We start from the raw sequence: 11761 nt of genomic DNA, 5'->3' as shown, positions 1-11761 counted from the left end.
GGTCGCCGACCGTGCGGGCCTCATTGCTGTCTTGCTCTCACACGGCCTCGGCACTCGCGAGCTTCGGCGCGGAGGTCGCGTGCGGCGCCCGGGCCGGGGTGCATGTGGCGATGACCGCCGCCCCGGCGGCCAGAACCGGAACCGCGTAGTCCGCCATTGCATCGAAGCCGAGGGCGGACCACATTGCCACCGCGAAGATGATGAGCAGGCCCGTGGTTCCCGTCGCGACGATTCTCGTCCGGATTCCGGCGACCAGCGCGGCCCCGAGGATGATCTCCAGGGCGGTTGCCGCGACGGCGGCCGCACTGGTGAGGCCCCGGACCGGGTCCGGCAGCAGTGTGCGCGTGTAGTCGACGAACGCAGTGAACGATCCCCAGGACACCCCGTCGGTCCCGGCCGCACCGAACAGCCCGAACCGATCGGCCACCGAGCCGAGCAGCAGCAGGCCGAGTACGATCCTGACGATGGCCGTGACGATCCGGGCGCGCCCGAGCGTGAGGGTCAGCGCGCCGACCGCGATGACACCGCCCGCAGTGATCGAGCCGAGTGTGGCGTCGGCCTGCCACAGCCAGATCCCTTGGGCCATCAGTGCGACACACGCGAATCCCAATGCGACAGTACGCATGTTCCCGTCCTCCCGGATAGTAAGGTTCCTGACTAACCGTACGAACGAAGAAGGAAATGGTCAAGCGCCTTACTAATCCGTTGCGTGATCGCCCTGCTCCGCTGGGAAACCTGCTGTCCGCGGCGACCCGCGCTCTCGCCGCAGAATTGGACGCGGGTATTGCGGCTGCCGGGTTCGAACAGCTTCGCGCCGCACACGCGCCGGTATTCCAGGTCATCGACCCCGACGGGACCCGGCTGACGGTGCTCGCCGAGCGTGCGGGCATGACCAAACAGGCGATGGGGGAGCTGGTTCGGCACCTCGAGCAGCATCGCTACTTGACCGTTGACGTCGATCCGCAGGATAAACGTGCCCGCCTGGTGCGCCTGACCACTCGAGGCTGGGCGGTGGTCGACGCCGGTGTCGCGGTTGTCGAGGACTTCGACCGCCACCTCGATGCGGTGGTCGGCCCCGGCGAGGTCGGCCGTCTGCGCGAGATCCTGCTTCGTCTCATCGCGGGCGCGGGGGCGAATTACGCGGCCGGAGGCGGGAATTCGACGGTCATGCGAGTCGACTGAGTGCCGATCGAAGCGACCATGTCGAGGCGAGGTGCCGAGGTGGTCACGCTGGGATCGCCGACGCCCGATGAACTCCCTCGGTCATGCATTGTTCGAGGTGGCGCCGGGTGCGGTAGGAACTAGGTATGCGACACCCCGCGACGCCTGTGTTCAACGCACTGGCCTTCCAGCCGCAGCCTCGGCGCATCGAGCAGACACCGGCGCTGCTCGGGCTCGACTACGCCGAACTCTCCATCCCGACCGCCGACGGTGAGACCCTGCACGGCTGGTGGGTGCGGGCGCACCGTTCGGTGGGGCATGTGCTGTTCGCGCACGGTAACGGCGGCAATATCGGGGATCGGGTGCCGATCTTCGCGCTGCTGGCCGAGGCGGGTTTCGATGTGCTGGCCTTCGACTATCGCGGATACGGGCGCAGCACCGGGCGGCCGAGTGAACGTGGCACCGAACTCGACGCACGGGCCGCGCGCACGATGCTGCTCGATCAGCCGGGCGTCGACCCCGAGCGTGTGCTGTACCTGGGGAAATCGCTGGGTGGGGCGGTCGTGCTCGAACTCGCGCTCGCGCATCCGCCTGCGGGGCTGATCCTCATGTCGACCTTCACCGGTATGCGCGAGGCCGCGCGTTCGGTGTATCCGTTCCTGCCTGCTCCGCTCATCCCGGACGCGTACCCGAGTCTGCGCCGCATCCCCGAGCTGCGCGTACCGCTGCTGCTCATGCACGGTGACCAGGACGAACTGTTGCCGTTGGAGCACGCCCGGCGTCTCTATGCGGCGGCACCGGATCCCAAGAAGCTGGTGGTGTACCCGGGGGCGGGCCATAACGACATCATCGCGCTCGCCGGTGGGCTGTGGATCGACACCGTGTCGACGTGGGCGCGCGAGGTCTGCCCGATCTGAGCGGTATCAGTAGCCTGACGGTATGAGCGAGTACACCGAGATCTCCGAGCGCTTGGCCCAGCTGCCGGACGCAGACCTGCTCGCCGTCATCCGCACAGCGACCGCCGGCCGGGCAGCGCTCGCGCCGGTGCACGAAGCGGCCGCGAACATGCCCGCCGAAACCGGTCATGTGCACACGCACCCCGATGTGTCTCCTGTCACCGAGATCGATGCGACGCATGATTCTGCGCCGATCGTCGCCCCATCGGGCCAGGTCGGAGCCGTATCCTCGGTACCGCCGGTACCGGGTTCGGCGGCCTTGCCGGAGACGGGCGGATACTCCGCGGGCGGTGTACCTACTTTTGAGTCAGTTCGGGATAAAGTCGAGCAGCGCTACGGCACCGCGCAGGGGATGGGCGAGCTCGATCGGCAGACCCCGGCGGGGCGCAGCGCCGACGAACAGTGGCAGGCGCGGGAAGATGCCGCGCGCGAGCGCCTGGAACAGATCCGGAAATCGTTGCGCGACAACGAGGACGAGTAACCCGATCCGCGGTCTGGCCGGCGCCGGACAACGATGGGTGGACCAGATGACCGAGCCGCGTGAGATCGCCGAGCGGCTGCTCGACGCTCAGGTGGAATTCCTGCTCGCCGAGGTGAGCGGCGACCGATTCACCGAGGTCGTCGCCCGCGATGTGGCGGCAGTGCTCGAGGTCGCCGACACCATCGTCTTCCGTGATGTGGTGTCGATCGAGCAGGCCGAAGAAACGGTGGCTACCGTCATCGACCTCATCGGCGGCAGCCCGGTGATCGCCGATATGGTCGGCGTCTTCGCCGACGCCATCTACGACAACATCGCCGCCAACCACGATTACACCCTCGGCCAGGTCGTCGAGCGTGAGCCGGTGGAGGCGCTGCTGGAGAAGATCTTCGCCATGCACCAGGCCCAGGAGCGCATCCTGGACCGGCTCACCGAGAGCCCGCTGGTCGCCACGGTCGCTTCGAAGTTCGTCGACAAGCTGATCAACGATTTCATGCAGGCCAATCGTGAACGCGCCGAGAAGATTCCCGGTGTCTCCTCGCTGATGTCGCTTGGCCAGTCCGCCGCCAACCGCGCCAAGAAGGTTGCCGCCGACAACACCTTCATCGGCGATATGGCGGGCAAGGGCGCGCTGTTCGCCCTGCGGCGCACCAACAACGCCATTCGTGAAATGCTGCGCGACGCCCCCGTCCACGGTGCCGCCATGGAATTCTGGGACCTGCACGCCGACGAACCCGTCAGTGGCCTGCGTGACTATCTCACCCAGAAAGACCTGCGTGAGCTGGTCCTCATCTGTTACGAGATCGCCATCACCACCCGCGAGAAGGAGTATTTCGGCCTGCTCGTCGACGAATGCGTCCAGGTCTTCTTCAGCAAGTACGGCGACTACACCCTCGGCGCCATGCTCCCCGAACTCGGCCTCACCGCCGAAGACATCAGCACCGAAATCCTGCGCTACGGACCAGCGGTGATCGAGTCGGCGAAGAAGAACGGCGTATTCGCCGGGCTGATCCGGGAACGCCTCGAGCCGTTCTACCTCTCGGATGAGGTGCTGGGGATTCTGGGCGGCGCCGGGAGTTGATCCGGCGCGGTGCCGGATACCGTGGTCAGCGGAATCCGGCGCGCGCAACGATCAGCGACCTCATCCGGTGGACTGCGTCGGACAGGAATCGACGGGGACGCCGAAGGTGACGCCACCGGCCTTCTCGAAAGTGAACGTCATGTCGACGTGCTTGCCGGGCTGGACCCAGTCGGCCGGTTGGTCCAGCAGGACCGTGATCGGCGCGTCCGGTGCGGACGGCGGCGTCACCTGCTCCACCGGCTGACCGGCGGCGAGGGAGGTCTCCGGTCGGAGGGTCAGCTGCTCCGGCGTGGCCTGGATGCGCACCGCTTCCGCGGCTGGAGTGTCGATCGCGACGAGTCGGTCGGAGGTGGTGGCACTGTTGTTCACGACCGAGAACGACAGCTGCGACGGATCGTCGACCTGGATGACGCAGGTGCCGGATGCCACGGCGGGCACGATATGCACATTGCGGATCGTGATCGGCCCGGCGCGCGCCTCGCTTCCGGCGGCATGTGAACTCGACTTTCCGGGGGCGTCGTCATCGGCTCCGCATCCGGCTGCCAGTAGCAAGGCCGCGAGGGCCGCAAGGGTTGTTCCACGTCTCATACCGGCGGGATATCCGGTAAGAATGCACTCAACCAGGCGAGCGACAATCGTGGTGGATGTTGATGGCCCCTGCCGGCCCCGAGGGCGGTCCGGCCATCCGCGACTTGTCAGCCCTGCGGGACAGGTACCCCGCGACTCTTACCGTGCGCGGTCGTAGACCAGCGCGATTTCACCCAGCTCGCCGACTTCCTGGTCGGTCAGCGTCCACTGCGAACTCGGCAGGCCGTCCTCGAACAACCGCTCCCCATCACCGGCGATCTCCGGGGTGATCATGAGATACAACCGGTCGAGCAGATCTGCCGCGAGCAGCGCCTTGATGACGCTCGGGCTGGTGTTGACGAGGATGTCGCCCGCGCCGCCGGCTTTCAGTTCGGCAATGACATCGGTGGCCGGTGCGTTCACCACACGCGCTCGCTCCCACGGCGCGTCGGTGACCGTGCTCGACAGCACCACCTTGTCCGCGTCGACCAGCCACTTCGCATATCCGCGGTCGCGTGGGTCGGCGTTCTCGTCCGCGGCGACAGTCGGCCAGTAGCCGAGGAAGCCCTCGGCGCTGATCCGGCCGAGCACCGCCGTCGTCGCGTTCTCCCAGATGCGGGTGAGGTGGTTGCGTGCGACCTCGGTGGTCGCGTAGCGGACGATCGCCGCGGCGTCGGTCGGACCGCCGGGGCGGTTGTAGCGGCCGTCGAGGGTGAGGGCGATGTTGGCGGTGACTTTACGTCCGGTCTGGGTGGTCATGGCTGTGTCTCCTTGTCGTCGTTGGGTGTGGGGTCGGTGAGGTCGGCAGAGCTGCCGATGATGTCGGTGAGGTTGTCGAGCACCTGGCTCCAGCCGGATTCGATTCCGGCGATATAGGCGACGGCGTCGACGGTGGTGTCGGTGACGCGCATTCCGAGGCGCAGCCGGGTGCCCTCCGGGACCGCGTCGAGGGCCAGGTCGTAGTGGCCGGTGAACGAGACTGCTCCGGCCGCGTCGAGTACCGACAGTTCGAACACGAGGTGTTCGGGTTCGGTCGCGGAGTGCACCCGTCCTTCGGAGCGGTATCGCCGTCCCTCGGCATCGCGATAGTCGAGCACCGCGCGCCCGTCCTGCTTCGCGTCCAATGCGCATTCGGTGACCGTCATCGGCGCCGGTGCCCACCAGGAGGCGAGCAGGGCCGAGTCGGTCCAGTGCCGCCAGGCCAGGTCCCGTGGTGTGGGCAGGGTGCGCTCGAACATGAAGGTGCGCCCATCGGCCCACCGATCGCTGTGCGCGAGCGCTGTTTCGGCGTCGATGGCGTTGCGGTAGCGCGCGATGACGTCGCGCTCGTCCTCATGGGCTTCGGCAGCCGCGACCAGTTCCCGCAGCCGCTCACCGAGTGCGCTCAGTGGCGCGGTCTCCAGCGCGTAGACCCGGCGTTGCCCGAGCGGGAAGACCGTGACGAGCTCTGCGCGGGCGAGGGTCTGCAGGTGTTTGGTGGTCTGCGGCTGCCGCAAGCCGGTCAACTCGGCAAGCTCGCCCACAGACCGGGGGCGCTCGGCGAGGAGCTCGACAATGCGCCATCGCGCGGCATCTCCGAGTGCTGAGGCGATCTGGTCCATGGCGCAAAGTATTCACTAGAGAGAATATTCCTGTCAAGGAATATTCTAGTCGTCAGGATCCGCCGTGAGCCGTTCGCCCAGACGCGCGGACCACGTAGGGTCGACCCCGTGATCGTCATCCCGGAGGACTTCGCGCGTGAGACCGTCGGCAGGGAAGGCGAATCCGGCAGGCAGTGGATCGAATCGCTGCCGGGACTGGTCGATGAGTTGATGCGGCGCTGGTCGTGTGCGCCGGACGGGCCGGTGATGCACGGCCGGGTGGGCATAGTGGTTCCGGTGCGGCGGCGGGGTCTGCCGCCGATGGTGCTGAAGGTGTCATTCCCGCACCCGGGCAATGTGTTCGAGCCCGACGCCTATGCCGCGTGGGGCGGGCGCGGTGCGGTGCGGCTGTTCGAGCGTGACGACGAGCGGTTCGCCATGCTGTTGGAACGCACCGGATCCGGCACTCTGGCCACCATCGAGGACTTCGACGTCGCGGTGGCCGCACTCGGGCACGTTTCGCGCAGGTTGGCGGTCACGGCGCCGGCCGGTCTTCCGCGGCTTGCGGATATCACCGCCGAGTGGATCGACGAAATAACCTACGCCGCTGCGGAATTCGACAACCCGCTGCCGCCACATGTGCTCGAAGCCGCGCTCGCGACCTTGCGTGAACTCGGCCCGAGCCAGCCCGGCACCCTCGTTCACGGCGACCTGCACGACTCGAACGTGCTGATCGGGGAGCGCGAACCCTGGCTCGCCATCGATCCGAAGGGCTACGTCGGTGACCCCGCCTACGACACGTTCACGGTGATCCGCAGCCTCCGCTTCGCGCACCTCTTGTTCTCACCCGACGCAGCCGCCGAGGTTTTGCGTGGGCTCGATCTCTTCTGCGACGCCGCGGGTATCGATCGTGATCGGGGCAGACGTTGGGCGCAGGTCCGTGCGGTGAAATCCACGCTGTGGGGGCGGCGGAACGGGGACGAACCGTGGTTGATCGATGTGACCGACCAACTGGCGGAAATCCTCATCTAGGCGAGTACGACCGACCGTCGCGGGCGGGATGGCCGGGTGGTACCGGCACGCCGTGCCAGATACGCGAGGACGCGTCCACGCCCCCGGCAACCTGTCGGACGAACGCACCGAGGGAGATACCGACCCGGCGGATTCTGGTGGAGTTCGGATGCGATGTGGTGGTGGACATGGCTCAACGATCGCAGTCGACGGCCGCTGAGAGGAGTGGCAGAATCGACAGAAAGTGATTGGATTTTGCCACCATGGGTCAGCCTGCCACTTCTCCGGATCAACCCTCCATCACGGTCCCGCTCGTCGACGGAATGACGTTGTTCGAGATCGGTATGCCGCTGGAGGCACTCGGCTACGACTGGGATCCGGGCGCACCACCGCTCTACGACGTGACGCTGTGCGGTGACCTGCGCGGCGTCCGCACCCACACCGGCGCCCGGCTGCACCCGCAGCGGCCCTTGCGCGCGCTGTCGACCGGTGACACCGTGCTGGTTCCGGCCGTTCCGCCGGGGCGTTCGGTCGGTGCGCCGTTGGTGCGGGAGCTGCGCCGGGCGGCGGCGCGGGGCGCTCGCATCGCCTCCCTGTGCACCGGCAGCTTCGCACTTGCCGAGGCCGGACTGCTGAACGGCCGCCGCGCCACCACGCATTGGCGGCACGCGCAGTTGCTCCAGCGGATGTACCCGGCAGTAGAGGTGGACGCTCGCGCCATCTACCTCGAGGACGATGGGGTGTTCACCAGCGCAGGGTCGGCGGCCGGGCTCGACCTGTGCCTGCACCTGATCCGCCGGGATCACGGCGAGCGGGCCGCGAACACGATCGCCCGCAACCTCGTTGTCGCCGCTCATCGCGATGGTGACCAGGCACAGTACGTGTACGCGGAACCGCTCGAGGACGCCGCCTCCTGGCTCGACGAACTCCGTTCCTGGCTGCGTGGCCAGCTGCGTCGGCCGATCACCCTCGCCGAACTCGGCATGGCAGCCAATGTTTCACCGCGCACGCTGGCTCGCCGGTTCGAGCGAGATGTCGGCACCACTCCGATGCGGTGGGTGGCGAGCGAACGGATCGCGGCGGCGCGGGAGTTGCTCGAGACGACCGATCACCCGGTCGAGCGGATCGCCTTCGAGGTCGGCTTCGGATCTCCGGTCACCTTCCGCGCGGCGTTCACACAGGAGGTCGGGATTTCACCGCGGCAGTACCGCACCAGATTCGCGGCGTAGGTCAGCGGCTCATCACCAACACTTCAGTTTCGTTGGCCACGTAGACGGTGTGCGTGGTGGGGTCCACCGCGATCTCATCGGCGCTGCCGACGAAGTCGATCGAGCCGATCTGGGTTCGCGCTTGGGTATCGATCACCTGAACGTCGTGGTAGTTGGCGATGTATATGGTGTGGTCGCTCGGATCGATGACGATATCGAGGGCATTGCCGTCGGCAATGAGGGCGTCGATGACCGCGCGTGTGCTCGGGTCGATGATCGAGAGCGTCCGGCCCTCGGTGTCGTCTGCGCCATATGCCGTCACATAGACGGTGTGGGTGGCCGGATCGACCGCCAGGTCGAGCGGGTTCGGGGATTCGTGGGTGGTGATGGGCAGTCCGCCGATCACAGTGTTGTTCCTGGTGTCGATCATCATCACATCCCGGTCCGCACTGACATAGAGGGTGTCGGCGCCTGGATCGAGGGCTGCTTTCCCCGTCGAGTAATCGACCGGAATCGTGGCGGTCACCGTGCGGGTGCCGGTATCGATGACCGACACGTCGGCGCCGCCGATCACATAGATCGTCGGAGAGTCGGGGTCGATGATCACCGACTCCGGGTTGTAGCCGACCGGGATCGTGGCGACGGCGTTGTGCGTTCCGATGTCGATCAGCATCACGGTCCGCTCTTCACGGTCGGTCACGTACAGCGTGTTCCGACCCGGATCGATCGTTACGCCCCCGGGTTTCGGCCCAGCGGGGATCGTCCCGACGATCGTGTTCGTCTCGGTGTCGATCACCGAGACCGGTTCGCCCGCACGGCCGGTGACGTAGGCCGTGTGGTTGATCGGATCCACGGCGATATCGTGTGCTCCCGAGGGCACCTCGATGGTGTCGGTGATAGTGGGTACGCGAGCCTCGCCGGATCGCGACTCGGCCTGCGTGACGGCCACAGCCACGCCCACGACCGCCACCACGGCAAGGACCACACCGCCGACCACCATCTCGGTGCGGTTCTGGTTCGTGGGGGAGTTCCCGGAACCTGGCGCCGACGGTCGGGTCTCGGCAAGGTCGGTGACGGCGAGTCGTGGGTCAGGGGCAGCACGATGCGGAGAAGAGCTGGTGGCAGCCCGATGTGGGTCGATCGCGCCCCGGACCACGACCGAGCCGATCATCTTGTCGGCGATGGTCTGCGCCTTGGCATCCCAGAGCGGGAACAGGAAACCGAGGTAGCACGGCAGGGCGTCGACGATGTGCGCCAGCTGCCTCGCGATCGAGGTCCCCACTCCGAGCGGCAGGCCGGTCTGTATCCCGATCACCGAGATGCCGACGACCTTCTTCCCCCACGTCTGGCCGGTAGTGCCTTGGCGGAACCCGACATTCCAGACCAGGTAGGCCAGTGCCACGGCGTAACACAGCGCCATTACCGCGCTACCGCTGCCGGAACTTCCGCCGGAGGGATTGCTTGCCGTGGGCGTCGTGCTCGTCGCCTGCAAGATGACGATGCCGAGACCCGCGAGCATTCCCGCGGGCAGGCCGTCCAACAGCGCCGCCCCGAAGCGTGCACCCCATGACGCGAACTGCGTCGAGCCGTCGGCGAGACCACCGGGTCCCGCCACAGCGCGCCTGCGAGGGCCGTGAGTGGCGACACCGACGACCATCAGCACCGCCAGGATCACGAAAACGATCATCAGGCCCAGTGTGCGAGTGACGCCGAACCTTTCAATTCCCGCGATGACATCGGATTCCCAGTCACCGAGAGACATCGGAAGCCACGCCACCAACAGCACGCACGCGTACGCGATCACCAGCGAACGTCGACGCAGAACCAGTGCACCGAGCGCCAGCGCAGCGGCCGACACCAGTGACAGGACCGGCAGCCAGTATTCGGCGAATGTGGTCGCGTGCTGGTCGTCGTAGCTGGAAGCGGCCGCGATCAGCCGCAGCAGGGCAATACCGCAGACCGCCGCGAGACAGGCGGCAGCGAGCCCGCCGATCCCCTGGTCCCGATCTTGCTCCGGTGCCGCCGATTCGTGCGATGCCAGGACGGTAGGCGGAGCCGACGACCAAGTCGGCGCCGGTGAGACAGCCGGAGCAGACGACGGGGCCGGTGCAGTCACCGTGGCGGTATTCGCGCTGTGTGGGTACCCGCCGCCCGGATCGTGCTGTGGAGTGTCGAGTGCGCGCCGGGCGGCGGCAGCGAATTCACCGGCGCGGGAGTATCGCTCGTCGGGTCGCTTGGCCATGCCACGGGCGATCACGTCGTCGAATGCGGTGGCAGATCCGTCCTGTCCGAGGCTCGGGCGTGGCGGTGGACTGGTGAGGTGCGCGGCGATCTGCTCAGGTGCACTGGTACCGGGAAAGGGCCGGGTGCCGGTGAGGCATTCATAGAGCACGCAAGCCAGCGAATACACGTCGGCGCGAGCATCGGACGGTTGGCCGGGAGTGAATCGTTCCGGCGCCATATAGGCGAAGGTGCCGAGGGTGGTGCCGACGCTCGTCATGGCGGTATCGGCGTCATTGCGGGCTATACCGAAGTCGATCAGGTAGCCGAAGTCGCGGTCGCCCAGCAAAATGTTGGAGGGTTTGACGTCGCGGTGTACCAGCCCCGCGACGTGCGCGGCGTCGAGTGCCGCGGCGACCTGCTCGATGATGTGCACCGCTCGCACGGGCGGCATCGGCCCCTCGCGGGTGAGGACGGCGTTCAGATCGACTCCACCGATCAACCGCATGTCGAGGAACAGGTGCCCGTCGATCTCGCCGAAGTCGTGGATCGGCACGATATGCGGTTCGCTCAGGCGGGCCGCGGCATGCGCCTCGCGCCGGAACCGCTCGCGGAACTCGTGGTTGTTCGCCGTGCCTTCCGGCAGCACTTTCAGCGCGACCGTCCGATCGGTCAGCGTGTCGAATGCCTCGTAGACCCGCCCCATCCCGCCTTCGCCGATGATTCGACCCAAGCGGTAGCGACCGAATGCCACCCCGTCCACCATGTCGCCCTCCCGATGCGTGCCAGGCCACCTCTGCCCGCAGCCGACGTGCAGCAGGATATCGGAAGCCGGTGCGGAGGTCACCGGATGCGCATTGCGTCCTGGCCCGTCCGACCTTCCGGTACCGATCGACCCGCTCACCCACCGGCTACCGTGGGGCGAATGGGTGAGCACAAGCAACGAATGCTGGCAGGGGAGCTCTACCGGGACAACGATCCCGAACTGGTGGCCGAGCGGCAGCGGGCTCAGGCGCTCTGCGAGGAGTTCAACCGCACCGGCCCCGAGGACACCGAACGCCGCGACGCGGTGCTACGGCAGCTGCTCGGCAAGCTGGGCGAGGGCTCCTGGATCATGCCAAGGTTCCAATGCGACTACGGCTACCTCATCGAGATCGGCGCCAACAGTTTCCTCAACTACGACGCGATCCTGCTGGACTGCGCGCCCATCACCATCGGTGACGACGTCTCGATCGGCCCGCGCTGCCAGCTGCTGACGGCGCTGCACCCGATGGAGGACCACGAGCGGCGCAGGCAGCGGTGGGAGTCGGCAGCGCCCATCGTCATCGGTGACAACGTGTGGTTCGGCGGCGGGGTGATCGTGTGCCCCGGCGTGACCGTCGGCAACGACACGGTGGTCGGCGCGGGCAGCGTCGTCACTCGGGATCTGCCGGACAAGGTGTTCGCGGCGGGTAACCCGGCGCGAGTCATTCGGGAGCTCTGACCGAGCAGATGCTCGG

12 protein-coding genes are annotated in these 11761 nt (G+C 67.1%); 7 read left to right on the top strand and 5 right to left on the bottom strand.

The features are described from left to right. Window positions 1–37: 37 nt before the first annotated feature. A complete protein-coding gene (locus ACFXNW_RS28565; protein ID WP_379420908.1) occupies window positions 38–625 on the bottom strand; it encodes a hypothetical protein in 588 nt (195 codons plus the stop codon). Window positions 626–681: 56 nt separating this feature from the next. On the opposite strand from ACFXNW_RS28565, the gene ACFXNW_RS28560 reads away from it, so the two are divergent. The 4 genes from ACFXNW_RS28560 (at window position 682) to ACFXNW_RS28545 (ending at window position 3676) form a co-directional block, all read left to right on the top strand. Next, the gene (locus ACFXNW_RS28560; RefSeq protein WP_379420907.1) at window positions 682–1182 is read left to right on the top strand and encodes a MarR family winged helix-turn-helix transcriptional regulator; all 501 of its coding nucleotides are present in this window, start codon (window positions 682–684) and stop codon (window positions 1180–1182) included. 125 nt (window positions 1183–1307) lie between these two features. Beyond that, window positions 1308–2078, top strand: coding sequence for an alpha/beta hydrolase (locus ACFXNW_RS28555; protein WP_379420906.1), 771 nt, complete (start codon window positions 1308–1310; stop codon window positions 2076–2078). A gap of 22 nt (window positions 2079–2100) precedes the next feature. After that, complete coding sequence (locus tag ACFXNW_RS28550; RefSeq protein WP_379420905.1) at window positions 2101–2598, top strand: hypothetical protein; 498 nt, start codon at window positions 2101–2103, stop codon at window positions 2596–2598. Between the two features lie 46 nt (window positions 2599–2644). Next, complete coding sequence (locus tag ACFXNW_RS28545) at window positions 2645–3676, top strand: hypothetical protein (RefSeq protein ID WP_379420904.1); 1032 nt, start codon at window positions 2645–2647, stop codon at window positions 3674–3676. Between the two features lie 60 nt (window positions 3677–3736). Here ACFXNW_RS28545 and ACFXNW_RS28540 read toward each other — a convergent pair whose 3' ends face one another. The 3 genes from ACFXNW_RS28540 to ACFXNW_RS28530 all read right to left on the bottom strand — a co-directional run bounded on the left by ACFXNW_RS28540 (window position 3737) and on the right by ACFXNW_RS28530 (window position 5844). Then, the gene (locus ACFXNW_RS28540) at window positions 3737–4264 is read right to left on the bottom strand and encodes a hypothetical protein (protein ID WP_379420903.1); all 528 of its coding nucleotides are present in this window, start codon (window positions 4262–4264) and stop codon (window positions 3737–3739) included. Window positions 4265–4402: 138 nt separating this feature from the next. Then, window positions 4403–5002 (bottom strand): dihydrofolate reductase family protein, encoded by a 600-nt coding sequence (locus ACFXNW_RS28535; RefSeq protein WP_379420902.1) that lies wholly within the window; start codon window positions 5000–5002, stop codon window positions 4403–4405. After that, window positions 4999–5844 (bottom strand): metalloregulator ArsR/SmtB family transcription factor, encoded by an 846-nt coding sequence (locus ACFXNW_RS28530; protein ID WP_379420901.1) that lies wholly within the window; start codon window positions 5842–5844, stop codon window positions 4999–5001. The genes ACFXNW_RS28535 and ACFXNW_RS28530 overlap by 4 nt, the downstream gene beginning before the upstream one ends. A gap of 108 nt (window positions 5845–5952) precedes the next feature. Between ACFXNW_RS28530 and ACFXNW_RS28525 the strand changes: the two genes are divergently transcribed. Continuing rightward, window positions 5953–6855: an aminoglycoside phosphotransferase family protein gene (locus ACFXNW_RS28525; RefSeq protein ID WP_379420900.1), complete on the top strand. Its 903-nt coding sequence runs from the start codon at window positions 5953–5955 to the stop codon at window positions 6853–6855. A 242-nt stretch (window positions 6856–7097) separates the two neighbouring features. Next, the gene (locus ACFXNW_RS28520) at window positions 7098–8063 is read left to right on the top strand and encodes a GlxA family transcriptional regulator (protein ID WP_379420899.1); all 966 of its coding nucleotides are present in this window, start codon (window positions 7098–7100) and stop codon (window positions 8061–8063) included. Between the two features lies 1 nt (window position 8064). On the opposite strand, the gene ACFXNW_RS28515 is transcribed toward ACFXNW_RS28520, so the two are convergent. Beyond that, window positions 8065–11028, bottom strand: coding sequence for a protein kinase (locus ACFXNW_RS28515; RefSeq protein WP_379420898.1), 2964 nt, complete (start codon window positions 11026–11028; stop codon window positions 8065–8067). Window positions 11029–11187: 159 nt separating this feature from the next. Here ACFXNW_RS28515 and ACFXNW_RS28510 point away from each other — a divergent pair, with 159 nt between their 5' ends. Beyond that, the gene (locus ACFXNW_RS28510; RefSeq protein WP_379420897.1) at window positions 11188–11745 is read left to right on the top strand and encodes a sugar O-acetyltransferase; all 558 of its coding nucleotides are present in this window, start codon (window positions 11188–11190) and stop codon (window positions 11743–11745) included. Window positions 11746–11761: the final 16 nt, after the last annotated feature.

The sequence above is a fragment of the Nocardia sp. NPDC059180 genome (assembly GCF_042754945.1).
Classification (GTDB): Bacteria; Actinomycetota; Actinomycetes; order Mycobacteriales; family Mycobacteriaceae; genus Nocardia.
This window is presented reverse-complemented; position numbering and strand designations above follow the sequence as displayed.

Coding starts and splice junctions, on each gene's coding strand:
- ACFXNW_RS28530 (WP_379420901.1), bottom strand. CDS start 5,844: ATGGACCAGATCGCCTCAGCACTCGGAGATGCCGCGCGATGGCGCATT.
- ACFXNW_RS28535 (WP_379420902.1), bottom strand. CDS start 5,002: ATGACCACCCAGACCGGACGTAAAGTCACCGCCAACATCGCCCTCACC.
- ACFXNW_RS28510 (WP_379420897.1), top strand. CDS start 11,188: ATGGGTGAGCACAAGCAACGAATGCTGGCAGGGGAGCTCTACCGGGAC.
- ACFXNW_RS28520 (WP_379420899.1), top strand. CDS start 7,098: ATGGGTCAGCCTGCCACTTCTCCGGATCAACCCTCCATCACGGTCCCG.
- ACFXNW_RS28550 (WP_379420905.1), top strand. CDS start 2,101: ATGAGCGAGTACACCGAGATCTCCGAGCGCTTGGCCCAGCTGCCGGAC.
- ACFXNW_RS28560 (WP_379420907.1), top strand. CDS start 682: ATGGTCAAGCGCCTTACTAATCCGTTGCGTGATCGCCCTGCTCCGCTG.
- ACFXNW_RS28565 (WP_379420908.1), bottom strand. CDS start 625: ATGCGTACTGTCGCATTGGGATTCGCGTGTGTCGCACTGATGGCCCAA.
- ACFXNW_RS28545 (WP_379420904.1), top strand. CDS start 2,645: ATGACCGAGCCGCGTGAGATCGCCGAGCGGCTGCTCGACGCTCAGGTG.
- ACFXNW_RS28555 (WP_379420906.1), top strand. CDS start 1,308: ATGCGACACCCCGCGACGCCTGTGTTCAACGCACTGGCCTTCCAGCCG.
- ACFXNW_RS28515 (WP_379420898.1), bottom strand. CDS start 11,028: ATGGTGGACGGGGTGGCATTCGGTCGCTACCGCTTGGGTCGAATCATC.
- ACFXNW_RS28540 (WP_379420903.1), bottom strand. CDS start 4,264: ATGAGACGTGGAACAACCCTTGCGGCCCTCGCGGCCTTGCTACTGGCA.